This is a genomic window from Nocardioides scoriae (assembly GCF_900104965.1).
Lineage (GTDB): Bacteria > Actinomycetota > Actinomycetes > Propionibacteriales > Nocardioidaceae > Marmoricola > Marmoricola scoriae.
The window spans coordinates 566,019-589,187 of the sequence record NZ_LT629757.1 but is presented as its reverse complement, the minus strand read 5'-3'; the positions used below and the strand labels follow the sequence as shown (position 1 = coordinate 589,187).

The 23,169-nt window shown below is 69.4% G+C and carries 18 protein-coding genes; 10 read left to right on the top strand and 8 right to left on the bottom strand.

The window, feature by feature from the left end; translation table 11 throughout:
- Window positions 1-32 precede the first annotated feature (32 nt).
- Window positions 33-1,424, bottom strand: a complete 1,392-nt coding sequence (gene lpdA, locus BLU55_RS02790; protein WP_091725798.1) for a dihydrolipoyl dehydrogenase — start codon at window positions 1,422-1,424, stop codon at window positions 33-35.
- A gap of 98 nt (window positions 1,425-1,522) precedes the next feature.
- On the opposite strand from lpdA, the gene BLU55_RS02785 reads away from it, so the two are divergent.
- The gene (locus BLU55_RS02785) at window positions 1,523-2,416 is read left to right on the top strand and encodes a TIGR01777 family oxidoreductase (protein WP_091725795.1); all 894 of its coding nucleotides are present in this window, start codon (window positions 1,523-1,525) and stop codon (window positions 2,414-2,416) included.
- Window positions 2,417-2,429: 13 nt separating this feature from the next.
- Here BLU55_RS02785 and BLU55_RS02780 read toward each other — a convergent pair whose 3' ends face one another.
- On the bottom strand, window positions 2,430-2,954 hold the full coding sequence (locus tag BLU55_RS02780; protein ID WP_091725792.1) for a hypothetical protein: 525 nt from the start codon (window positions 2,952-2,954) through the stop codon (window positions 2,430-2,432).
- A gap of 90 nt (window positions 2,955-3,044) precedes the next feature.
- Between BLU55_RS02780 and lipB the strand changes: the two genes are divergently transcribed.
- From lipB to BLU55_RS19325, 4 genes are all read left to right on the top strand, one after another.
- The gene (gene lipB, locus BLU55_RS02775) at window positions 3,045-3,782 is read left to right on the top strand and encodes a lipoyl(octanoyl) transferase LipB (protein WP_091725789.1); all 738 of its coding nucleotides are present in this window, start codon (window positions 3,045-3,047) and stop codon (window positions 3,780-3,782) included.
- A 70-nt stretch (window positions 3,783-3,852) separates the two neighbouring features.
- Entirely contained in the window at window positions 3,853-4,788 is a 936-nt protein-coding gene (gene lipA, locus BLU55_RS02770; protein WP_091725787.1) for a lipoyl synthase, read from the top strand.
- Between the two features lie 66 nt (window positions 4,789-4,854).
- Window positions 4,855-5,583, top strand: coding sequence for a DUF4191 domain-containing protein (locus BLU55_RS02765; RefSeq protein WP_091725784.1), 729 nt, complete (start codon window positions 4,855-4,857; stop codon window positions 5,581-5,583).
- 55 nt (window positions 5,584-5,638) lie between these two features.
- Complete coding sequence (locus tag BLU55_RS19325; RefSeq protein WP_157682700.1) at window positions 5,639-6,235, top strand: hypothetical protein; 597 nt, start codon at window positions 5,639-5,641, stop codon at window positions 6,233-6,235.
- On the opposite strand, the gene BLU55_RS02755 is transcribed toward BLU55_RS19325, so the two are convergent.
- Window positions 6,120-6,506, bottom strand: coding sequence for an RDD family protein (locus tag BLU55_RS02755; protein ID WP_091725779.1), 387 nt, complete (start codon window positions 6,504-6,506; stop codon window positions 6,120-6,122). The genes BLU55_RS19325 and BLU55_RS02755 overlap by 116 nt on opposite strands.
- A 205-nt stretch (window positions 6,507-6,711) precedes the next feature.
- Here BLU55_RS02755 and glnA point away from each other — a divergent pair, with 205 nt between their 5' ends.
- On the top strand, window positions 6,712-8,130 hold the full coding sequence (gene glnA, locus BLU55_RS02750; RefSeq protein ID WP_091725776.1) for a type I glutamate--ammonia ligase: 1,419 nt from the start codon (window positions 6,712-6,714) through the stop codon (window positions 8,128-8,130).
- 693 nt (window positions 8,131-8,823) lie between these two features.
- On the opposite strand, the gene BLU55_RS02745 is transcribed toward glnA, so the two are convergent.
- The 3 genes from BLU55_RS02745 to BLU55_RS02735 all read right to left on the bottom strand — a co-directional run bounded on the left by BLU55_RS02745 (window position 8,824) and on the right by BLU55_RS02735 (window position 14,265).
- Window positions 8,824-10,560, bottom strand: a complete 1,737-nt coding sequence (locus BLU55_RS02745; protein WP_091725774.1) for a UvrD-helicase domain-containing protein — start codon at window positions 10,558-10,560, stop codon at window positions 8,824-8,826.
- Entirely contained in the window at window positions 10,557-12,296 is a 1,740-nt protein-coding gene (locus tag BLU55_RS02740; RefSeq protein WP_091725771.1) for an ATP-dependent nuclease, read from the bottom strand. Before BLU55_RS02740 ends, BLU55_RS02745 begins: the two co-directional genes overlap by 4 nt.
- A 487-nt stretch (window positions 12,297-12,783) precedes the next feature.
- Window positions 12,784-14,265 carry an endonuclease NucS domain-containing protein gene (locus BLU55_RS02735; RefSeq protein ID WP_091725768.1) on the bottom strand — a complete coding sequence of 494 codons (1,482 nt, stop codon included), beginning with the start codon at window positions 14,263-14,265 and terminating at the stop codon, window positions 12,784-12,786.
- 378 nt (window positions 14,266-14,643) lie between these two features.
- On the opposite strand from BLU55_RS02735, the gene BLU55_RS02730 reads away from it, so the two are divergent.
- Window positions 14,644-15,246, top strand: a complete 603-nt coding sequence (locus BLU55_RS02730) for a hypothetical protein (RefSeq protein WP_157682699.1) — start codon at window positions 14,644-14,646, stop codon at window positions 15,244-15,246.
- A 310-nt stretch (window positions 15,247-15,556) separates the two neighbouring features.
- Here BLU55_RS02730 and BLU55_RS02720 read toward each other — a convergent pair whose 3' ends face one another.
- Together BLU55_RS02720 and BLU55_RS02715 are read right to left on the bottom strand one after the other, a co-directional pair.
- Window positions 15,557-15,838, bottom strand: coding sequence for a DUF4287 domain-containing protein (locus tag BLU55_RS02720; RefSeq protein WP_091725759.1), 282 nt, complete (start codon window positions 15,836-15,838; stop codon window positions 15,557-15,559).
- 61 nt (window positions 15,839-15,899) lie between these two features.
- The gene (locus BLU55_RS02715) at window positions 15,900-17,276 is read right to left on the bottom strand and encodes a hypothetical protein (RefSeq protein WP_091725757.1); all 1,377 of its coding nucleotides are present in this window, start codon (window positions 17,274-17,276) and stop codon (window positions 15,900-15,902) included.
- 122 nt (window positions 17,277-17,398) lie between these two features.
- Between BLU55_RS02715 and BLU55_RS02710 the strand changes: the two genes are divergently transcribed.
- Genes BLU55_RS02710 through BLU55_RS02700 form a run of 3 tightly spaced genes read left to right on the top strand, consistent with a single transcriptional unit; the run spans window position 17,399 to window position 23,168 of the window.
- A complete protein-coding gene (locus tag BLU55_RS02710) occupies window positions 17,399-18,076 on the top strand; it encodes a hypothetical protein (protein WP_091725754.1) in 678 nt (225 codons plus the stop codon).
- A gap of 16 nt (window positions 18,077-18,092) precedes the next feature.
- Entirely contained in the window at window positions 18,093-19,652 is a 1,560-nt protein-coding gene (locus tag BLU55_RS02705; RefSeq protein WP_231917142.1) for a DNA polymerase Y family protein, read from the top strand.
- Between the two features lie 27 nt (window positions 19,653-19,679).
- Window positions 19,680-23,168, top strand: a complete 3,489-nt coding sequence (locus tag BLU55_RS02700) for an error-prone DNA polymerase (RefSeq protein ID WP_091725749.1) — start codon at window positions 19,680-19,682, stop codon at window positions 23,166-23,168.
- The last annotated feature ends 1 nt before the right edge of the window (window position 23,169 follow it).

Below are 23,169 nucleotides of genomic sequence, written 5' to 3'. Positions count from 1 at the left end.
TCCCCGGCCGACCGGGGAAACTGCCCCACCACCTACATGTGGATCATGTGACCCGCGATGCCCTCGACGGCCTCCTTGACGGCCTCGGAGAGCGTCGGGTGGGCGAAGACGTTGCGGGCGACCTCGTCGGCGGTGAGGTCCCACTTCTGGGCCAGGGTGAGGGCCGGGAGGAGCTCGGTGACGTCGGGGCCGATGAGGTGGGCGCCGATGATCTCGTGGTGGGCGCCGTCGGCGATGATCTTGACGAAGCCGACGGCGTCGCCGAGGCCCTTGGCCTTGCCGTTGGCCGAGAACGGGAACTTGGCGACCTTGACGTCGTAGCCCTTCTCCTTGGCCTGGGCCTCGGTGTAGCCGAAGGACGCGATCTGGGGCTGGCAGTAGGTGGCCCGCGGGATCATGTCGAAGTCGATCTCGATGGTGTCGTGGTCCGCGATCGTCTCGGCGGTGACGATGCCCATCGCCTCGGCGGTGTGGGCGAGCATCAGCTTGCCGGTGACGTCACCGATGGCCCAGACGCCGTCGACGTTCGTGCGACCGCGGGCGTCGACCTCGATCGCGCCGCGCTCGGTCGTCCTCACCCCGGTCTTGTCGAGGCCGTAGCCGTCGAGGCGGGGCGCGAAGCCGATGGCCTGGAGGACCTTGTCGGTCTCGATGACCTCCTCCTTGCCGTCCTTGGAGACGGTGACCTTGACGCCGGAGCCGGTGTCCTCGATCTTCTCGACCTTGGTCTTGAGGCGGACGTCCACGCCGAGCTTCTTGTAGTGCTTGGCGAGCTCCTTGGAGACCTCGACGTCCTCGGTCGGGACCATCCGGTCGAGGAACTCCACGATCGTCACGTCGACGCCGAAGTTCTTCATCACGTAGGCGAACTCCACGCCGATGGCGCCGGAGCCGGCGATCACGATCGACCCGGGGAGCTGGTCGTCGAGGATCTGCTCCTCGTAGGTGACGACGTTGTCGCTCAGCGAGGTGCCGGGCACGAGCCGGGTGGTGGCCCCGGTGGCGATGATGACGTGGTCGGCGGTGACGGTGCGCGAGCCGCCGTCCTCGAGCTCGACCTCGATCGTCTTCGTGTCGGAGAAGGTCCCCCAGCCGTGGATCTCCTCGATCTTGTTCTTCTTCATGAGGAAGTGGACGCCCTTGACGATGGACGCCGAGACCTCGCGCGAGCGCGCGTGGGTGGGCTTGTAGTCCATCGAGACGTCGCCGGTGATGCCGAAGACGTCCTTCTCGTGGGTGAGGATGTGCGACAGCTCGGCGTTGCGGAGCAGCGCCTTCGACGGGATGCAGCCGACGTTGAGGCACACCCCGCCCCAGTACTGCTTCTCGATCACCGCGACCTTGAGGCCGAGCTGCGAGGCGCGGATGGCGGCGACGTAGCCACCGGGGCCCGCACCGAGGACGACGACATCGAAATCACTCACCCCCCGAGCCTATTGCGTCACACCCCTGGTGCGGCAATCCGTGGTGCGCCTCACAGGTGCACCGGCGGCCGCCACCAGCCACGTGGGAGCGTGGGGCCATGCGCTTCCTCCTCGCTGGCTCCTCCGGCTTCCTCGGCACCCAGCTGCGCGAGCAGCTCGTCGGCCGCGGCCACGACGTCACCTCCCTCGTGCGCCGGGCCCCCGGCAGCCAGGAGCTGCGCTGGGACCCGTACGCCGCGCCGCTCGGCGTCGAGGTGGTCGAGGCCCACGACGTGGTCGTCAACCTGGCCGGCTCCCCGCTGGTCGGCAACCCGCACTCGACCCGCTGGGCGCGCGAGCTGATGACCAGCCGCGTCACCACGACCGAGGTGCTCGCCACCGCGATCGCCGCGTCGGAGCGCAAGCCGGTCTTCCTGGCCGGCAACGGCATCAGCTACTACGGCGACCAGGGGTCCGAGCCGCTGACCGAGGCGGCCGAGTCGCGCGGCGACGCGCTGCTCACCCGGGTCTCGCGCGCCTGGCAGGCCGCGGCCTCGCCCGCGTCGGAGGCCGGCGCACGCGTCGTCGTGCTGCGCACCTCCCCCGTGTTCGACCGCCGCTCGATGCCGCTCAAGGCGCTGCGGCTGCTCTTCGCCGCCGGCCTGGGCGGTCGCCTGGGCGACGGCCGGCAGCACATGCCGGTGATCAGCACCCGGGACTGGGTCGACGCGGTCGTGCACACCGCCGAGCACGACGTGGAGGGCCCGGTGAACCTCTGCTCGGAGGTGACGCCGACCAACGCGGAGTTCACCGAGGCGCTGGGCTCGCTGCTCCACCGCCCCGCGGTGGTGCCCGCCCCGTCGTTCGTGCTGCGCAAGGCCGGCGGCGAGCTGGGCGGGCTGGTGCTCGACTCGGTCAACGCCGTCCCGCGGGCGCTGCTCGACAGCGGCTACGCCTTCTCCGACCCCGACGTCCGCGCCGTGCTGGCCGAGGGCCTCTCCCCCAGCCGCTGAGCCGGCCACCGGCTCACCCCGGGCGGACCCGCCCCACCCGCCAGTCGTCACCCGCGCGCACCAGCTCGACGCGGCGCGTGGCGACCTCCGTGGTGGGCAGCGGCCGGCTCCTGCCGTCGCGGACCAGCTCGCCGCCGGCCACCCGGTCGACCACGCGCAGGGTCCAGGTGTCGCCACGGCGCTGCAGCAGCCGGACGGCGAACACCTGGGTGCTGAGCCCGCGCACCCGCCAGCCGGAGGCGGCGTACGCCCGCAGCAGCCGGACGTCGGCCCGCCCCGCCGTCGAACCGGGCCGGTAGAGCGCGCGCAGCGCCCCGGCGTCGCCGGCCGACCAGGCCGCGCCGCGGCGCCGGTCCCAGTCGCGGAGCGCCGCCACCACCCGACCGGTGCGACCGAGGGGGGTGCCGGGGGCCGGCGCCACCGCGACCGTCGTCCGGGCCGCGGGAGGCGGCTGCTCCGAGCCCGTCCGCCCCTGCAGCAGCGTCGCCACCACCAGCACGCCGCACACCAGCACGCCCACCACCCGCCAGACCGTCATGGGTCCAGGCTGCCCGGCCCGGCGGCTGCGCGGGCGGTCGTCCACAGGCGACTTCTGCGGTCGGCGACAGCCAGGGGCTAGCCTCGGGGCGTGGCCGAGCTGCGATTCCAGGACCTCACCGCTGCCCCCGTGGACTACCTCGACGCGTGGGAGCAGCAGCGGCTGCGGCACGCCGAGGTGGTGGCGGGCGACCCCGCGACCGTGATGCTGCTGGAGCACCCGCCGGTGTACACCGCCGGCAAGCGCACCGAGCCCCACGAGCGGCCCAGCGACGGCACGCCGGTCATCGACGTCGACCGCGGCGGCAAGATCACCTTCCACGGCCCCGGCCAGCTGGTGGGCTACCCGATCGTCCGGCTGCCGGACCACGTGCTGGTCGTCGACTACGTGCGCCGCCTCGAGGAGGCCCTGATCCTCGCCTGCGCCGACCTCGGGGTCACCACCGCGCGCGTCCCGGGCCGCAGCGGCGTCTGGCTCCAGGCCGCGCCCGCCACCGACGCCGGCCCCGCGCGGCCCGAGCGCAAGATCGCGGCCATCGGCATCCGGGTCAGCCGCGGCGTCACCATGCACGGGTTCGCGCTCAACTGCGACGTCGACCTCGGCTGGTACGACCGCTTCGTGCCGTGCGGCATCAGCGACGCCGGCGTCACCACGCTCAGCGAGGAGCTCGGGCGACCGGTCACGGTGACCGAGGCCGTCCCGGTGGTCGAGCGCCGCCTGGGCGAGCTGCTGGCGTGGGCGCCGTACGACGCGACGCCGGACTACGAGCCGCGCCCCGAGCCCGGCCGGGCCCAGCTGCGCGTGCCCGTGCTCAACCCCCTCGGCTGAGCCGCCTCGTCCCTCCCCCGCGCACGGCGCCGGGTCGGTGAGACCTGCGTCACCGACGTACGCTGAGGAGGTGACCCAGGTACTGCCCGAAGGCCGCAAGCTCCTCCGACTCGAGGCGCGCAACGCCGAGACCCCCATCGAGCGCAAGCCCGAGTGGATCAAGACGCGCGCCAAGATGGGCCCCCAGTACACCGAGCTGCAGAAGCTCGTGAAGTCCGAGGGCCTGCACACCGTCTGCCAGGAAGCCGGCTGTCCCAACATCTACGAGTGCTGGGAGGACCGCGAGGCGACGTTCCTCATCGGCGGCGACCAGTGCACCCGCCGCTGCGACTTCTGCCAGATCGACACCGGCAAGCCGCAGGCGCTCGACCGCGACGAGCCCCGCCGCGTCGCCGAGTCGGTCCAGACGATGGGCCTGCGCTACGCGACCATCACCGGTGTCGCCCGCGACGACCTGCCCGACGGCGGCGCGTGGCTGTACGCCGAGACCGTCAAGCAGATCCACGAGCTCAACCCCGGCACCGGCGTGGAGAACCTCATCCCCGACTTCAACGGCCGCCCCGAGCTGCTGCGCGAGGTTTTCGAGAGCCGTCCCGAGGTGCTCGCGCACAACGTCGAGACCGTGCCGCGCATCTTCAAGCGGATCCGCCCCGCCTTCACCTACGAGCGGTCGCTCGACGTGATCACGCAGGCCCGCGAGTTCGGCCTGGTCACCAAGTCCAACCTGATCCTCGGCATGGGCGAGACCCGCGAGGAGATCCACCAGGCGCTGGTCGACCTGCACGCGGCCGGCTGCGAGCTCATCACCATCACCCAGTACCTCCGCCCCTCCCCGCGCCACCATCCCGTCGAGCGCTGGGTCAAGCCCGAGGAGTTCGTCGAGATGACGGCCGAGGCCGAGGAGATCGGCTTCGCCGGCGTGCTGAGCGGGCCGCTCGTGCGCTCGTCGTACCGCGCGGGCCGGCTCTACCAGCAGGCCATCGAGGCCCGGGCCACCGCGTCCTGACCCCACCCGGCCGCGTCTGAGAGGATGGCAGACGGCCACCCGACCCACCTGACGAAGGCACCGCGCATGGCGAGCAAGACCGAGAAGAAGCCGAAGGCGAAGAAGGTCAAGGACCCCGACAAGCCGGGGCGGATCAAGCAGATCCGGCAGAGCTACACCATGACCAAGAAGTCCGATCCCAAGATCGGGCTGATCCTCCTCGGCACCTTCGCGCTGGGGTTCCTCGCCGGCTTCGCGGTGATGCTGCTGGTCTTCCGCAGCTCGCTGGTGTTCCCGATCGTCTTCGGCGTCCTGGTCGGCCTGCTGGCCACCCTGATCGTCTTCGGTCGTCGCGCCCAGGCCGCCGCCCTGGCCCAGATCGAGGGCCGGCCCGGTGCCGCCGCCGCCGCGCTCAGCATGCTGCGCCGCGGCTGGAAGACCGACGCCGGCGTCGCGGTCACCAAGCAGCAGGACGTCGTCACCCGGGTCGTGGGTCGCCCCGGCATCGTGCTGATCGGCGAGGGCAACCCCAACCGCCTCCGCCCGCTGCTGACCGCCGAGCGCCGCCGCCACGAGCGGGTGGTCCGCGAGGTCCCGATCCACGAGGTCGTCGTGGGCTACGAGCCCGGCCAGGTGCCCCTCGGCAAGCTCACCAAGCACGTCCAGAAGCTCGGCAAGGACCTCAAGCCCGCGCAGATGACCGACGTCCTGGCCCGCATCAAGGCCATCGACGCCAACCGCTCGGCCGTGGCGATGCCCAAGGGACCGGTGCCGACCTCGATGAAGGGCATGCGCGGCAACATGCGCGGTCGCTGACCGAGGCCGCGAAAACTGCTCGCTCGCACGCGCCAGGCACGCCTAGCCTGGCGACGTGGAGGTCGTCTTCCAGCGCGACGGCGCACGCCGCTACCTGATCAGGCTGCGTCGCCACGGCGCGCGCGACCGCGGGGCCGACGTGCCACCCCGGGTGGGGGTGGGGTCCGGCTCCGTCGATGTGCCCCACGACCTGGTCCACCTCGCCGTGGAGCAGGCCCTCGGACTGCCGCTGGGGATCTACGGCCAGCTGGCCGCCGGGAGCGACCTCGGCGGCTTCTTCGCCCCGCCGCCGCCCGACCGTAGGCCGCTCCAGGACCGACGACGCACGCAGCGGCTCCGCGACCAGGGCCACGACGACGTCGCGCTGTCGGAGTCGTCGGCGGCGTGCGTCGGGCACGACGGCCGGCTCCACCGGGAGCGGCTCGCGACGCTGCTGCGCCCCGCGCAGGTCGTGGCCGTCGAGGCCCGGCTCGAGGAGCTGCTGGCCGCGTGGCGAGCGACGCCGCCGGGCGAGCAGCTGGTGGTGACCTGGGAGGTCAGGCCGTCGGCGTCCGCCGGGGCCGGGCGTACGCCGCGGAGCCGGTCCACAGGTCGTGCAGGCCGCGCCCGGTCGTCGACTGGAAGACCATGGGCGGCACGACGAGGCAGATGAGGAAGGTCCGCACCAGCGCCGGGATGAAGGGCAGCGGCCGGCCGTCGGTGCGCAGCACCCGCACCCCGGTCGCGACCTGGCCGAAGGACCCTCCGAGCACGGCGGTGAAGAAGGTGACCTCGACGAGGAAGACGCCGAGGACCCACCAGCCGGAGTTCGGGTCCTCGAGGTAGCGGCCGAACCCGACCAGCCCCGCCGTCACCAGGGTGGCGGCCACCCAGTCGATGAGCAGGGCGAGGATGCGGCGCCCCCAGGAGGCGTAGTCAGGCACGGTGCGAGCCTAGCGAGCCCGCCCGCGGCGGCGCCGGGGCAGGCCCGTGGTGGCGGGTCCAGGGAGTGGCCTGTGTAACACGCGCGAAACAAACTCGATACGGTCGTGCAACGGCCCGTACGTAGGTTCGCGTCGTCGCGCCAGCAGTGCTGCTGGCGTGCGCTCACCCCATCCACGCGGTCGCGCGGGCGGCCAAGGAGGACTGATGTTCAACAACAGCGAAGAGCTGCTGAAGTACGTGAAGGACGAGGGCGTCGAGATGGTCGACGTCCGCTTCTGTGACCTGCCCGGTGTGATGCAGCACTTCACGGTGCCGGTGTCCTCCTTCGACCAGTCGGTGTTCGACGACGGCCTGAGCTTCGACGGGTCCTCGATCCGCGGCTTCCAGGCGATCCACGAGTCCGACATGTCGCTGTTCCCGGACCCGACCACGGCGTACATCGACCCCTTCCGCGTGGCCAAGACCCTCGTGGTCAACTTCTTCATCCACGACCCGATCACCGGCGAGGCCTACTCCCGCGACCCGCGCAACATCGCGCGCAAGGCGATGGCCTACCTGGCCAGCACCGGCGTCGGCGACACCGCCTACTTCGCCCCCGAGGCCGAGTTCTACGTCTTCGACAACGTCCGGTTCGAGACCAAGGCCAACACCGGCTTCTACGAGATCGACTCCGAGGCCGGCGCCTGGAACTCCGGCTCCGAGGACAACAACCGCGGCTACAAGGTCAAGTACAAGGGCGGCTACTTCCCCGTCGCGCCGTACGACCACTTCGGCGAGCTCCGCGACGAGATGGTCATCGAGCTGGAGAAGTCCGGCCTCCAGGTCGAGCGCGCCCACCACGAGGTCGGCACCGCCGGCCAGGCCGAGATCAACTACAAGTTCGACGAGCTGCTCAAGGCCGCCGACGACGTCATGAAGTTCAAGTACCTCGTGAAGAACGTCGCTTGGCGCAACGGCAAGACCGCGACCTTCATGCCCAAGCCGATCTTCGGCGACAACGGCTCCGGCATGCACGTCCACCAGTCGATCTGGAACAACGGCGAGCCGCTGTTCTACGACGAGACCGGGTACGCCGGCCTGTCCGACATGGCCCGCTACTACATCGGCGGCATCCTCAAGCACGCCCCGTCGCTGCTGGCCTTCACCAACCCGACGGTGAACTCCTACCACCGCCTGGTCCCCGGTTTCGAGGCCCCGATCTCGCTGGTCTACAGCCAGCGCAACCGCTCGGCCTGCGTGCGCATCCCGATCACGGGCGCCAACCCCAAGGCCAAGCGCATCGAGTTCCGCTGCCCCGACCCGTCGGCCAACCCCTACCTCGCCTTCTCGGCGCTGCTGCTGGCCGGCCTCGACGGCATCAAGAACAAGATCGAGCCGTCCGACCCGATCGACAAGGACATCTACGAGCTGCCGCCGGACGAGATGGCCGAGATCAACCAGGTCCCGACCTCGCTCAACGCGGTGCTCGACAACCTCGAGCGCGACCACGAGTTCCTCACCGAGGGCAACGTGTTCACCCCCGACCTGATCGAGACCTGGATCGACTTCAAGCGCACCCAGGAGATCCTGCCCGTGCAGCTGCGGCCGCACCCGCACGAGTTCGAGCTGTACTACGACATCTGAGTGACGCCCAGACGGGCTCGGCCGGTACGCCGGTCGGGCCCGTCTCGTCACCCTGTGCCGTCGGTCGCCTCGTGCGACCTCGCACCACACCCCCGGACGACTCCGCTGCAGTCGGTCGGGGGTGTCGTGCGTTCGGGGAGAACAGGTGGGTCATACCTGCGACACCCCGCCCACAAAGACGCGGGTGAGCAAGCTCAAGACGCTGGACTGTGCGATGCGAAAGTGTGAGCCTCAGGTCGGCGCCGTCCGTTCGAGGCGGGTCGTCCTGTCGAGCCGGACTGGTCGGCGGCGGTCAGTGATGTGGAAGTTCTGATAAGGGCGGCTGCCGCCATCGAAGATGGCCAACGGCTCTAGCCTCCGCAGGCGCATTCCCTTTAGTGATGGGTTAAATGTGTGTCCTGCGATCCAAGCGACGGCTTCTTCGTTTGAGAATGAATCGTGGGACGACGTGACGCTTGGACCCTACGTCCCGTTTTGGGTCGAGAGTCGCCATCAACTCCTCGGTCTGGGCGAGCGACTTCGCGTTTGGTCGCCGACGGAGGCACGAGCCGATCGCCACGCTGAGGGTCGTCGACTGCCTGGTTCACGGGCTCCGTCAGGGTAGGCGCTGCCGTCGTTTGCCTGGCCACGGCAGATCACCTCGTATGTCCTGAACTGCCGTATCCTCAACCAGCACGGCGCAGAGCGTGGAGCTCAGGAGTTGCGGAGGCGAAACCCGACCGCTTTGAAAGCGCCGATGATGTCTTCGGGGCAGTCGTTCGGGATCGCCACGGCGCTGTAGCGGCGGGCTCGCGTCAGTGCGACGTAGGCGATGCGCAGTTCCTCTGCGTCCTCGGGGGCGACCGCCTCGCCAAGTAGCGGCTGAGCCCACAAGGAGCTTTGGCCCCGCGCTCGACCACGCGTCTTGTCAATGACGACAAGGGTGGCTCCTCGGGATTCACCTTTGATGTCGTGCACTGTCTGGGCTGACAGGGTGGCTGGCTGCGGGGTGAAGAATTGTCTCGCCACGTGGCCTTCTTGGCCGGCTGCGGACCGCAGGACTTGTCCGCCTGTCTTTGCTGGAGTGGCGACGAGGGTTGCGGTGACCTGATCCAGCGTTCGTGACGCGGCTCGGATCCAGGCGCGGAGGTCGGTGTCGAGTTCCGGTGCCGCGCGAAGAAGGCACATGACGCCAGATCGCAATTCGCGTCGATCTTGCAGGGCGCTCACGTCCTCGTGTCCATGAGCCGCAAAGCACAGAAGCCGCTCGACTAGTTCGACGTCACTGCGGCTGAGGGTGCCGGAGCCACGCACGGCGGCCACCGCTCTGCCGAGCAATAGCGGCCGAGGTGCGATGTCTACAACGAGTGCGACGCCGTTGATCTCGTCGCAAAGCTTGTTGCTCCGTGCCAAAACTGCAGCGTCGCGCAGGTCTTCGCCCAACTCCGCAAGGCGCGATTCGAACCGAGGCAGGACGGTTCGGGCGTCCCTGGGGTCGTACACCAGGAGTTCAGGCTCGACGGGATGCGAAGCATCCGGACCGACCGCGACATCTGGTGTCGTTCGGCTGCAGAAGTGGACGGCAACATTGCAGATCTTCTGCGACGATCGGTGATTCTCAACTAGATCGATGCGCGTGAGTCCTCGATGCGTCGCGAGGGCCTCGCACCCTTCCGCGCTTGCGCCGGTGTAGGCACTGATTGACTGCTCAATGTCACCGACGAGCGTGAGCGAGTCCAGTCCGCCGGAATCTGCGATCTCCCGCACGCAGGCCAGCTGGAGTTCGCTGGTGTCTTGAGCCTCGTCGATCAACAGTTCGGCGAAACGGCGCGCGACCGATGCGGCAATTGCCGGATGAGTTTGCAGGACGCGAAGAGCGACGTACATGGCGTCGTCGAAGCTCACCAGTCCCCTTCGGAGCATCCTGATCTTCTGTGCGCGTGCCTCATCAGCACATGACTCCATGACTTGTTCCGGGGACGAACCGATGGTTAGGGGCAAGTTTTGCAACCGCATGGACCGATCTGGACGCATCCGGAAACTAGCGATGGAGATCCTCTTGCGGGCGTCTCCATCGACTAAGAGGACGGGCCAGAGGGCGGACTCGTCCTGAACAAGTCTCAGTGTTGGGCCGTTGAAGAGCACGTGGCCAAACGGGTACGTGACATACCTCAGTAGAAATCGATGCAGCGTCCCGATAAAGTGGCGAGAGTTGGGCACAATGCCCAGTTCCTTCGTAATGACGTCACGGATCGCTGCCACGCCAACGTTTGTGTAGGAGCACGCGGCAACAGCAACGTCCGACCGGATGAGCCGCCCGACTCTGGTTGCGGCCGTTCGCGTCTTGCCGCTGCCTGGGCACGCGGCGAGGAACATGTCGCGCTCCAGTTCGACGGCCTTGAGTTGTCGCTCCGTGAGCTCATGCAACGCCGTCGCGAAGTCATGAGTCATACGACTGCACCATCGGGATCGTCGGTCTCGTCAGCGGTCCCAACGGGTGGATCGTCGTCCTCAGCATTCGTCACCCACTCGATCGCGTCGCGAATGTAGTCAGGAACCGTCAGGTCTCGTCCCTCCCCCAGCAGGTCCGCAAGTTCCTGTGCGAAGCGGCCTTTGCAATTAGACACGCTAAGCAGCAGAGCATCGGCCTGCTCGTCAGGACCTAGCCGTTCGCAGTCCCGACGCAAGCGCTTCGCGACGCGCGGCTTAACCCGTTCGAGCGCGTCGACTGCGAGGTTCCAGTTGCCGGCTGCGACAAGGTCCCACTCGAGCGTCTTCGTCGATAGCCGGACGAGCAGATTTGCACCTTCCCGAGCCGCCAGCGCGGCCGCCGTTGCAGACATTTCTGCCTCGTCCTTAAGGTCCTGTTCTTCGGCGTCCTCCTCCGCATCCTGGTCCTCCGTTGGGTCCTGCTTCGGGGGGTCGGCGTCCGAGAGGAGGGCGCACCGCACCGCTAGTCGGTCGGGGGCGAACAGGTCGATGAACGGGCCGAAAGCGACGCCTCCTACGTTGACGACGGTCACCCCGTGCTGAGAAAGCGGTCTCCCCAAACTTTCGGCGATCATTGGGATTAGAAGTTGTTCTGCAGTGCCTTCCACCATCAGAACTGCGCGCGCGAAGAACAGCGAGGACTTGGTGACATCCAGAAACCGTCTGAGGTGGTTTAGCGACCGAGTGGACATTCCGAAGCTCGCAGGTGAGCGAGCAGCGAGTTGCTGGGTGCGAGGATCGCGCAGCAGTATTGTCAGCCGCTCTACGCGAGCACTGCTGGCGAAATTGGGTGAGTGAGTTGTCACGAGGACTTGGTGACCGCTGTCGGCCGTGTGCTGCTCCAAGTAACGCATCAGCAGGTCCTGGAGTTGGGGGTGAAGGTGTGCTTCTGGCTCCTCCACTAGAAGTAGCCGTAGTGATGCGTCGCTGTCCTGCTCGAGGGCGGCCAACAACACGCTCATGTACAGCAGGTTGTTGTAGCCCAATCCATTTTCCGTCAGTTCGAGCGGTGACGTCTGACCAAGAAGGGCTCGCAACGCAACAACGATCCGGTCGAATTTTGGATCGGCCAGAGCTAAGTCTGACTTCGGCGCGAGACTGCTAGCGCCCGTGAGGGCAGCGAGGCGGCCTTGGATGCGGCTCCTCGCCGTATTCAGTGTCGCAACTTTGAAGAGGTCGTCGTTCGCCTGGCCAACGATGCCCTCGATCGTCTGCCGGTCCGCGTGCCCGTCCGGCGCGAGCGCGCCGATCAGAGCCAACAGGCGGTTGTCACGGCCTGGACGCAAGTCAGATGCTGCGTCGCGCAGTGGGTGAAGGTAAGTAAAGGTGACGGCTTCGCGCGCCCACGCTTCGACGTCCGGATGGTTAGAATCGCCGCCAAGCCATTCGGAGTCGATGCGACCGTTGGGCCGAAGGCTCACGCGTAACCGCATCCGTGCGGCTTGAGGGCCAAGGGAAGGCGCCAGGCAGGTAACAAGGCGTGCGGAGTCTTGCTCGTCGAGATCAGTTAGAACCGCTTCGAGCTCAAATTGATCCACCGACCGCGTTCCGTAGCCGTCGTGCGCGAAATCGGACTCCGTGATCCAGAGCCTACCTTTGGGTCCCGCTTCCGGATCGAACAGCAGGCGGCAGGCGTCGATCACATTGGACTTGCCGATGTTGTTCTCCCCTGCCAAAACTGCCAGTTGTCCTGCCATCGGTATCCAGCCAGCAAGATTGCGAAAGCCGGCGGCCCTAATCCCCTGTAGTCGCACACGGCAATGGTGCAGGCGATCACTGTTGGCCCGCTCCTACGACACGCTCCTTACACGACACAGCAGTCCCAATTGGCGAGATGGTCGAACGTAGACGCAGACGCAAGTCACTGCCGGAAGTGCTCAGTTCCACAAGTCGTACCGAATGCTCTGGTCACGTCGAATTCCTGGACAGGTGGTTTGGGGCTTCTCTCGGACAGCGGCCCTGATGGCCGGTTCGTTGATCGCACGCGCTGCGCAGGGGGCTCGGAGGTTCGGGCACGGCGGATTCGCTCAGCCGCAACCCGCGGCCACCCAGCGCTAGCCAGTTCCGCCGCAGGATTACCGCTGTCCGTTCCGTGGCGACCCGCCTGCGACTAGCTCTGAGGGCCCTCAAATGTGAGCCACTGATCCCCACCGTTAACGGGTGTCATTGACGACCAGTACTCGGTCAGCAGGTCCTCAAGCTCCGCAGTCCGAAGCCAGTCGGGAAATGGGTAGACGCCTGGCCACTCGAGGTCCGCGGTCGGTTCAGCTCGAGCGAGCGCACCAGAGTCGGCCGACAGGAGGTAGGGACCGCCGTTGTCGTATGGAAGGAACTCCACGAGCGCGTATCGCAAGCCAAGTGCGTGAAGCAGAGCCAGATCGGTTTCCCAGACCATCCCCGCGGCGCGCTGCGTAGCCCAGTCTGCCGGCGATCGATAGATGGTTCGAATGTGTTCGCCGCCGTCTCTGCACCTTCGCCGTTCCAGACCAGGCACCCGTGGAGGATCCGCCCCTCGGCGCCAGCAAGATCCAAGCCTCCCTTGACCTGAGGCAACAACTCGCTCAATTCGTTGCCCAAGCCGCTGTGCACCAGGGCCGCCATAAAGTCACACGGGTTGTAGACGCGTAGCACCACATCAGCATCTGGGTGCCGTTCCTGTACCTCGTCGAGCCAGAGCTCGACGAGCTGCGTCCACTCTGGGTTGCCGTCCAACGTGTAGGCAAGCCTGTTTCGCATGCGTTGCCACGCAAGGCCAAGCGATGGTCGCCCCACACTGAAGGTTTCTATCTGGCTCCAGGTCAGCGAGCCCTCGGCCATTGCTAGGGCGTCGCCATCGTTCAGAAGGTCGGACTGATCGCTGAAACGCCCAGTTCGAAACACGGCGAGCAGCTCGAGGCCGTTGCTCTCTCGTATACGTCGAAGACGATCTGGGCTCACTAGCTCGAATCCGTCGAGGCGCTGTAGCGCATCAACTGCGACCGCGTACTCCGGGCCCTCATCAGGCGGCATCTCGTCCGGCGGCAGAGTGGGCACTCGTGGGTCACCAGCGACCACGGTTCCGATCGCGATGTGCAACACCGTTCTATGTTCGTTGCCCACTGCAACGCCCAACATGTCGTCGACGCCGACACCATTCAAGATGGGCACGGCCTTCTGCCAAGCAAGTTCGACGCCACGCTGATTTTCCACGTCGGCTCGTAGAGCGACGGTGGCGAGGTCGGTCTCGCTCGGGAGCGGAAGCGGCGTTATCGGCTCGGACACGAGGCTGCGGGGGAAGCTGTCCCCCGTCAAGAGCTTCACCCCCTCTATCGGATACTCGCTCGTGCGGGTTAACTGGCTAAACGGGACAAGAAGCTCGCGCCACGTCGTACTGGCGATGATGGCGCGGACGCCGTCAGACCTGATCCCTCGTTCTCTGCGCAGCAGTTCGCAGTACTTCAGCACCTCGTGAATCGCTTCTCGCGCTGCACTGTCCGATCGTTTCACTTCGATGACAACCAGGAGTCCGCGCCGGTCTCGGGCCAAAACGTCTATGAAGCCGCGAGTCCCCTCAGCGTTAGTCAAGTGGTAGTTGGTCCGCACCGTGACCAATCCAGGCTCTATAAGCTCGGGGCGCACCGCGATCTCGTCACGAACTAGAGTCTCGCGTGGGGTCATCGGCGGCATGCGTGCGATTGAACGCCGTTGTGGCCACCCATGGTAGGCCCGTCTCAGAGCCTTGGGGGTTCTCCCATGACCGTCAAGGGCTCGCGGACTAGCAGCGCTCGAGGCGCTGTCGGGCCTGAAGCGACACAGCTCCTCGGATCTTGAGCGCTGAGGCCATTGCAGCCTTCTGACTGGATGGCGCCTGCCTGGTCGAGGCGGACGAGCTAGCCCCCGGCGTCTGTCGGTACGCCGTAGTCGAGGTGTCCCATTCCGCCGCGTTCGCCTGACCCATGCGGATCAACAGGCGACCAATCGCCCCGCCCAGCGTCATGATCACGGCGCTGCGCATGATGGTCCCGCGCGCCGCACCAGCCCTCGATACCCTTGGGTGTGCCGTATGTGACCTCTGAACCCGTAAAGCGTTGGCTCGGTCCGCGTCGCGAGGCCATCGACAACGTCGCCGCGGGTCACGCCAAGGTCGGCGATCTCACGGGTCCTGGACGCCCCCTCGACGCGAGCAAGCCACTGGCACACGCATACGTCCTTGTCATCGTGAGCCAGTTTCAGGGCTTCATCCGGGACATGCATGACCTTGCCGTCGAAAGGCTCCTGTTCGCGTCGGGAGCAACCCCCAACTTCCTCCCAATCCTCACCGAGGGCATCGTCAGCGCACGAAACATCGACAGGGGCAACCCCACACACAGCAACATCACCAACGACTTCGCAAGCCTGGGTCTGAGTCCCTTCAAGATGGCCACGCGGAACGGACGGTGGGCAACGCCAGGCGACGCCCAGCAGTTCACTCGTCTGATGACCCTGCGCAACGCCCTAGCTCACGGGAACGACGACAGTCTTCGCGCCCTGCTCCTCGGGGGTGGTGTTCAAGACACGGTCAGTTGGGCTCGAGCCCAACTTCCTGTGTTGAACCGTTACGCACGGGTCCTGGATCACATGGTGTGGGACCATTTGAAAGCAACGACCGGAAAGGTGCCGTGGCGATGAAAACGTCGGTCCTGAAGCCCGGACTCTGGGTGCTTGTGCCCTGGGGGCTGGATGAGCCCCGCCGCGGCAAGATCGTTGAAGTGTGGGGCGATCCGCCAACTCAGATCCGCGTCGAACTCGCAGCCCTCGCTGAAGACGAGGAGGCGGCGGTTCTTCTGCTGAGCCCTAGTGTCGTTGAGCCTGCCCCCTGAGTGTCAGCCGCCTCGGTTCGAAGGCTGGGGCGATTCGAGTCCTTGGCATCGTGGTTTCAGTCACCAGCCTGAACTGCGTCTTTTCGCCGCGTGTGCGTCTCCCGTGAGGCCGTCACTGATTAGCGTGCAGCAACCCCGTCCAGCCGCAGCACCGCCGAGTCGTCCCGGTGCACGCCGGAGCCACCGACGTGCTTGTCGCTGATGCCGGGGCCGTTCTTGATGACGTGGACCAGCGCCATGCCGTACCCCCGACCGAGGTCGAAGTCGTCCTTGAGCCAGGTCAGGATGTCGCCCGCCTTGGTGTCGGCGCCGAAGCCGCGTGCGTGGGCGAGGTCGACGAGCTCCTGCGGGGTCACGCCGGTCTTCTTCTCCGCGTTGTCGAGGTAGGCCTGGAAGGACATCGGGTGCTCCTGCGTCGAGGGTGTCACTGCTCCGACCGCGACCGGTCGGCGGACTCATCGCTCAGCCGGTCGGGACCAGCAGCCGGATGTCGTCGACGACCGCCGACCCCTCGTAGAAGTTGAGGTGGGGGTCGCCGATCACGAACGAGTCGGGGTACGCCGAGCCGGCCGGCCAGGTGTGGCGGGTGACGTACGTCCCGGCCGGTCCCGTGTGGGTGAGCGAGCGGTCGAAGCGGCCGTCGTACTCCCCCGGCTCCTGGTTGTAGTGCCAGATCGGGCGCCCGTCCTCGACGAAGTCGTGGTGCAGGCGGTACGTCGCCTGGCCGACGTGGCGGAACGGGCCGCTCAGCTCGATCGTGTAGCCGCTCGCGTCGCGCTCGACGGCGAAGCGGTAGCGCTCGGCCGGCAGCAGCTCCGGGCGCAGCTCGACGCTGGAGGCGAGGTCGCGGTAGCGGCCGTCCGGACCCCAGCGACCGGCGCCGTCGAAGTCGCCGCAGGGGGTGCGGAAGAAGTACTGGTTGGAGACGGAGTTGTTCTCCCTGCGAAACGCGTCGCCGCGCACGAAGGCCGCGTTGACGGCGTTGTAGGTGCCGTCCAGCGTGCTCTCGAGCCGGCCGGTCGCGGGGTTGCAGATGGCGTTCGACGCCGACCACGGCGCCTGGCTGTTGTAGGAGTCGAGCACGACCTTGCGGCGGTAGTGGATGCCCGCGTTGCCGTGCGGTGCCCCGTTGGCGTGGTCGAGGATCGTCAGGAAGTAGAACCCGTTCTCCTTCGTCACGCTCGGGTAGCGGCAGCGTGACCGGCCGGGGATCGCGCCCTGGAAGGTCCACGGGTAGGCCGTCTTGCAGCCGGTCGCGGCGTAGCCGTTGGTCTTCCCGTCGTACGACAGGGAGCCGTGGCGCTCCCCACCGAAGTCGATGCCGCGCAGGGTCATCTCCACGCGGTACGCCGCCGGCAGCGGCCGGGTGGGCCGGATCACCACGCCCGCGTCCCACGAGGGCTCGCGGATCCTGGCCGCCCGCTCGCCGTCGGGCAGGACGGTGGTCGCCAGGCCGGGACGCGAGTCGGGCCGGCCGTCGCGGTCCTTGTCGACGGCCGCGATCTCGGCGGTCAGCCAGCCGTCGTCACCGAAGGCGACCCGCTTGCGGAAGACGCTCAGCGTGCGCAGCTGCCGGGTGAAGGCCGGGTCGCTGATCGCGTGCCACACCTTGCCGTTGTCGTCGAACTGGTCGACCGCCCACCTGCTCGTCGCCGTCTGCGGGTCTCGGACCCACGCGGCCCGGTCGACGGTCAGCGGGGTGTCGAAGTCCTCGGCCTGGAGGACCTCCCAGCCCGTGGTGGCCTGGGGTTGCGCGGCGTACGACAACGGTGGGGCGGCCGGCGTCGCGCTGAGCGCCACGGCCACGACCGACACGAGAGCTGCAGCAGTCCGTCGCACCGCTCCCCCTCCGCCCGCGATGTGAAGCTCCGTCACACCCGCGGCGCACACTACTGCGGGTCGTGGGCGGGGGTTGTTCGAACCGCTTGACATCGTTCGAACACGTGTTCGATCCTTGACCCATGTCGGCGCTGCGCACCACCCCCCTCGATCCCGGGCGGTCGGTCGTGGAGCAGCTGCGCGAGCGGGTCGCGGCCATGGAGCGGCGTCCGGACGCCGAGCCGGTGCCCACCCTGTCAGGCCTCGCCGACGTGCTGCCGCTGCAGTCCGGCGCGACGTACGCCGTGGACTCCGCCTCGCTGGCCCTGGCCGTGGCGGCGGGCGCCTCGCGGGCCGGGGCGTGGGTCGGGTTCGCCGGGTGCCCGGACTTCGGGGCCGAGGCCGCGGCAGAGGTCGGCATCGAGCTCTCGCGCACCGTGCTGGTCCCGGACCCGGGCGAGCACTGGCTCGAGGTGACTGCCGCCCTGGTCGACGTGCTGCGCGTGGTGGTCCTGCGACCGCCCGCGTCGGTGAGCGAGAAGACCGCCGCCGTGCTGCACTCGCGGCTGCGCAACCGCTCGGCCGTGCTGGTCGTCCACGGCCACTGGCCGCGGGTCGAGGCCAGGCTCAGCACGGTCGAGTCCGTGTGGACCGGCCCCGGCGCGGGCACGGGACGGCTCGAGCAGCGGCGTGCCGGCGTCCTCGTGCACCGGGGCGCCCGCCGGCCGCAGCGCGTCGACCTGGGCTGGCCCGGCGTGGAGCGACTCACTGGTGGCCAGGACGTCGACCGGCGCCCCGGGGTCGCCCGGGCGATCGGATGAGACGCCGGTGAGGGTGATGGTCGTGTGGTGCCCCGACTGGTCGGTGGTCGCCGCGCTCGAGGAGTTCGGTGGTCCCTCACGCCTGCCGGCGGCCGTCGTCCACGCCAACCTCGTCGAGGTCTGCAACGGGGCGGCCCGCAGCCAGGGCGTACGCCGCGGCCAGCGCCGGCGCGACGCCCAGGCCGCCTGCCCCGACCTGCTGCTGCTGCCCGCCAACCCCGACCGTGACGCGCGGGCGTTCGAGCCCGTCCTGGCCACGGTCGAGGACCTGCGCCCCGGCGTGGCCGCCCTGCGGCCGGGCCTGCTCGCGGTCCGGGCGCCCGGTCAGGCCTACGGCAGCGAGACCTTCGCTGCCGCGACGGTCGCCGAGGCGCTGGTCGGGTGCGGGGTCAAGGACGTGCGCCTCGGCGTCGCCGACGACCTCTTCGCCGCCGAGCACGCTGCCCGAGCGGCTGATGCCCAGTCGTGGACGATCGTGCCGGCCGGAGGGTCCCCCGCCTTCCTCCGGGGGCTGCCCGTCACGGTGCTCCAGGACGAGGGCGCGCCGGGCCGGGAGCTGGTCAGCCTGCTCCAGCGCCTCGGCATCCGCTCGCTGGGCGGGCTGGCCGACCTGCCGGCCGAGGCCGTCGGTCACCGGCTGGGGGCCTACGGTGCCGGCGTACGCCGCCGGGCGCGGGGCGAGGACCAGTCGCTGTTCGCGGCCCGGACCCCACCGCCGGAGCTCGACGTCGCGGTGCCCTTCGAGCCGCCGCTGGACTCGGTCGAGGCGATCACCTTCAGCGTGCGCAGGACAGCCGAGCGGTTCGTCTCCCAGCTGGCGGGCCGGCAGCTGGTGGCCACGGGCGTGCGCGTGGAGGCCGAGTCGGACGGGGTCGTCTGCTCCTCGCGGGTCTGGATGCACCCCCGCCACTTCGGGGCGCGTGACCTGGTCGACCGGGTGCACTGGCAGCTCCAGTCGGCCGACGTCGGCGGCTCGCTGCGGGCCCGCAAGGACGCCGGGGCCGTCCGGGCGCCGATCGAGCTGGTCCGCTTCGTGCCCGAGGTGGTCGAGCCCGCCGCCGCCCACGGGGAGGCGCTGTGGGGCAGCGCGTCCGACGACCTGGTGGAGCGGGGCGTGGCCCGCGTCCAGGGGATGATCGGCTTCGACGGGGTCCTGAGCCCCGTCCTGCAGGGCGGGCGCAGCCCGGCCTCCCGGCAGTCGCTGGTGCCGTGGGGCGAGCGCGCCGTCGACCTGCGTCCGCTCGACCGGCCCTGGCCGGGCCGGGTGCCGGGACCGCCCCCGGTGCGGGTCTTCGCAGCGCCACGCGACGCGCAGGTCGTCGACGCGTCCGACCACGACGTCCGCGTCACCGATCGCGGAGCCGTGACCGGCGCACCCGCCCGCTTCCGCGCCGAGGGCGGCGACCTGCCGTGGCAGCCCGTTACGTCCTGGGCGGGCCCCTGGCCCACCGACGAGAGCTGGTGGTCCGGGGGCTCGGGGCTGTCCGCCCGCTTCCAGGTCGTCGGTGCCGACGGACGCGCCTGGTTGCTGCTGCGCGCACCCGACGGCTGGTCGCTGGAGGCGGCGTATGACTGAGCACGAGGCCCAGGACGGGGTGCGCTGATGGGCTGGAGCAATCCCGCCATGCGGTGGGCCGAGCTCGAACGCCGGCTCAGCGGGCTCCCCGGCGCCGACGACGCACCGGTCTCGCGGCGCAAGCGGTCCTCCGCACCGACACGTCCGATCGAGCGGCCCGCCGCCGTCACGCCGTACGCCGAGCTGCACTGCCACAGCCACTTCAGCTTCCTCGACGGAGCCAGCTCCCCCACCGAGCTGGTCGAGGAGGCCGTGCGCCTGGGGCTGCACGCCCTCGCGATCACCGACCACGACGGCTTCTACGGCGCCCCGGCGCTGGCCGAGGCCGCGTCGGCCCACGACCTGCCGACCGTCTTCGGCGCCGAGCTCTCCCTCGGCCTGTCCGGCCCCCAGAACGGCGTGCCCGACCCCGAGGGCAGCCACCTGCTGGTGCTCGCCCGTGGCGTCGAGGGCTACCACCGGCTCGCTGCGGCGATGACCGACGCCCACCTGCGGGGGGACGAGAAGGGGCGCCCGGTCTACGCGCTCGAGGACCTCGGAGCGCGAGGACGTGGGCACTGGGCCGTGCTCACGGGCTGCCGCAAAGGTGCGGTCCAGCAGGCGCTCGCCAGCGGTGGCGAGCGGGCGGCCGCGGAGGCGCTGGACCGGTTGACCTCGCTGTTCGGGCTCGAGCACGTCCTGGTGGAGCTCTCGCCGCGACCGGACGCGGGCCAGACCAACGCGGCGCTCGCGCGCCTGGCGGCGGTCCACGGCCTCGACGTCGTCGCGGCGGGCAACGTGCACCACGCCACGCCCGCGCGGCGCCGGGTGGCCTCGGCGATGGCCGCGGTGCGCGCCCGCCGGAGCCTGGCCGACATGGACGGCTGGCTCGACCTCTCGGGCTCGGCCCACCTGCGCAGCGGCGCGGAGACAGCCGCGGCCCTGGCCGACCATCCCGGTGCCGTCGCCCGGAGCGTGTCGCTGGCCGACGAGCTGGCCTTCGACCTCCACAAGGCCTCGCCCGCGCTGCCCAAGCGCCAGATCCCCGAGGGCCACACCGCGGACTCCTGGCTCCGGGTGCTCGCGGAGCGGGGCTTCGCCGAGCGCTACACCGGAGCCCCCCACGAGCGCGAGGCCCGCGACCGCGTCGAGCACGAGCTGCGGGTGATCGCCGAGAAGGACTTCGCGGGCTACTTCGTCATCGTCCACGACATCGTCGCCTTCGCCCGCGGCCGCGGCATCCTGTGCCAGGGCCGAGGCTCCGCGGCCAGCTCGGCGGTCTGCTACGCCCTGGGCATCACCGCCGTCGACGCCGTGTTCTACCGGCTGCCGTTCGAGCGCTTCATCTCCGCCCACCGCGACGAGGAGCCCGACATCGACGTCGACTTCGACTCCGACCGGCGCGAGGAGGTGATCCAGTGGGTCTACGAGACCTACGGCCGGCACAACGCCGCCCAGGTGGCCAACGTGATCGCCTACCAGCCCCGGATGGCGGTGCGTGACGCCGCCAAGGCGCTGGGCTACTCCCCCGGCCAGCAGGACGCCTGGTCCAAGCAGATCGACGGCTGGAAGGCGGTGGTCGCCGGCGACATGGGCGACCCGGCCGCCCACGACGTCCCCGCGCCGGTGGTGGCGCTGGCCGAGGAGCTCCTGGGGGCGCCGCGTCACCTCGGCATCCACTCCGGCGGGATGGTCCTGACCGAGCGACCCATCGGCGAGGTCTGCCCCATCGAGCGGGCGCGGATGGACAAGCGCACGGTGCTGCAGTGGGACAAGGACGCCTGCGAGTCGATGGGCCTGGTCAAGTTCGACCTGCTCGGCCTCGGCATGCTCGGCGCCCTCGACCACACGATGACGCTGGCCGCCGACCACCTGGGTGAGAGGTGGACGCTGGCCACGATGCCCAAGGAGGAGCCGGCGGTCTACGACATGTTGTGCCGCGCGGACTCGATCGGGGTCTTCCAGGTCGAGAGCCGGGCCCAGATCGGCACGCTGCCGCGGCTGCGTCCCCGCGAGTTCTACGACCTCGCCATCGAGATCGCGCTGATCCGGCCCGGTCCGATCCAGGGTGGCGCCGTCCACCCGTACGTCCGCCGCGCCACCGGCCAGGAGCCGGTCACCTACGACCACCCGGAGCTCGTGCCGGTGCTCGAGCGGACCAAGGGCGTGCCGCTCTTCCAGGAGCAGCTGATGGCGATGGCAGTGGCGCTCGGCGACTGCAGCCGTGACGACGCCGACCTGCTGCGCCGGGCGATGGGGTCCAAGCGCGGGGTCGAGCGCATCGAGTCGGTCAAGCACAAGCTCTACGCCGGCATGGAGCGACGCGGCATCACCGGGGACCTCGCCGACTCGATCTACGTCAAGATCCTGTCGTTCGCCAACTTCGGCTTCGCCGAGTCGCACGCGCTGTCGTTCGCGCTGCTGGTCTACGCCTCGTCGTGGTTCAAGCTGCACTACCCCGCGGCCTTCCTGGCGGGGCTGCTGCGCAACCAGCCGATGGGCTTCTACTCGCCCCAGTCCCTGGTGGGGGACGCCCGCCGCCACGGTGTCGACGTACGCCGCCCCGACGTCACGCGCTCGGCGGCGCAGGCGGACCTCGAGCCCTTCGAGCCCTTCGAGACGGTCGCGGAGCGACCTCCTCAGGGACCGAACCCCGCCGGGCGACCTCCTCAGGGACCGAACCCCGCGGGGCGACCTCGTCCGGGCCCGACGGCCTCGCCCACCGGGCTCGATGCCTGTTGCCAGCCGCACTTCGACCGCACCGAGTGGGTGCCCGGCACGCCCGACCCGGTGCCGGCGCACCGGCGCGACGGGGCACTCGCCGTCCGGCTGGGGCTCGACTCGGTGCGCGGGATCGGGACGGAGGTGGCCCGTCGCATCGTCGCGGCGCGGGACGAGGCGCCGTTCCGAGACGTCACCGACCTGTCCCGTCGGGCCGGACTGAGCTCCGCGCAGCTGGAGGCACTGGCCACCGCCGGCGCGTTCGACGCGTGGGGGCTCGGCCGGCGCGAAGCCCTCTGGGCCGCCGGCTTCGCCGAGTCCGCCGACCACCTGCCCGGCACCACCCCTGCGCCGTCGGCGCCGACCCTCCCCGGCCTCAGCGAGCCCGAGATCACGCTGGCCGACCTCTGGGCCACCGGGATCTCGCCCGAGCGCCACCCCGTCGAGCACCTGCGCGAGGAGCTGCGTCGGGCCGGCGTCCGCTCGGTCGCCGACCTCGCCACGACCGAGCCGGGCCGACGCGTCCACGTCGGCGGGCTGATCACCCACCGGCAGCGGCCCGGGACGGCCCTGGGCACCACCTTCCTCAACCTCGAGGACGAGACGGGCATGCTCAACGTCGTCTGCTCGATCGGCGTCATGAAGGTCCACCGCCAGGCAGCGCGCAACCGGGTGGCCGTCGTCGTCCGAGGCCGCCTCGAGCGCAACGAGGGCGTCACCAACCTGATCGCGGACCGGGTCGAGGGCATCGACGTCGTCGTCCCGGGCGCCGGGGCCGTGCTCCAGGCGCGGGCGACCTCGCGCGACTTCCGCTGAC

Bases quoted from the DNA above. Each gene is read 5' to 3' on its own strand.
- BLU55_RS02765 (WP_091725784.1), top strand. From the start codon at position 4,855: ATGGCGAGCAAGACCGAGAAGAAGCCGAAGGCGAAGAAGGTCAAGGAC.
- glnA (WP_091725776.1), top strand. From the start codon at position 6,712: ATGTTCAACAACAGCGAAGAGCTGCTGAAGTACGTGAAGGACGAGGGC.
- BLU55_RS02700 (WP_091725749.1), top strand. From the start codon at position 19,680: ATGGGCTGGAGCAATCCCGCCATGCGGTGGGCCGAGCTCGAACGCCGG.
- BLU55_RS02735 (WP_091725768.1), bottom strand. From the start codon at position 14,265: ATGCCGCCGATGACCCCACGCGAGACTCTAGTTCGTGACGAGATCGCG.
- BLU55_RS02705 (WP_231917142.1), top strand. From the start codon at position 18,093: ATGGTCGTGTGGTGCCCCGACTGGTCGGTGGTCGCCGCGCTCGAGGAG.
- BLU55_RS02740 (WP_091725771.1), bottom strand. From the start codon at position 12,296: ATGGCAGGACAACTGGCAGTTTTGGCAGGGGAGAACAACATCGGCAAG.
- BLU55_RS02745 (WP_091725774.1), bottom strand. From the start codon at position 10,560: ATGACTCATGACTTCGCGACGGCGTTGCATGAGCTCACGGAGCGACAA.
- BLU55_RS02720 (WP_091725759.1), bottom strand. From the start codon at position 15,838: ATGTCCTTCCAGGCCTACCTCGACAACGCGGAGAAGAAGACCGGCGTG.
- BLU55_RS02780 (WP_091725792.1), bottom strand. From the start codon at position 2,954: ATGACGGTCTGGCGGGTGGTGGGCGTGCTGGTGTGCGGCGTGCTGGTG.
- BLU55_RS02710 (WP_091725754.1), top strand. From the start codon at position 17,399: ATGTCGGCGCTGCGCACCACCCCCCTCGATCCCGGGCGGTCGGTCGTG.
- BLU55_RS02785 (WP_091725795.1), top strand. From the start codon at position 1,523: ATGCGCTTCCTCCTCGCTGGCTCCTCCGGCTTCCTCGGCACCCAGCTG.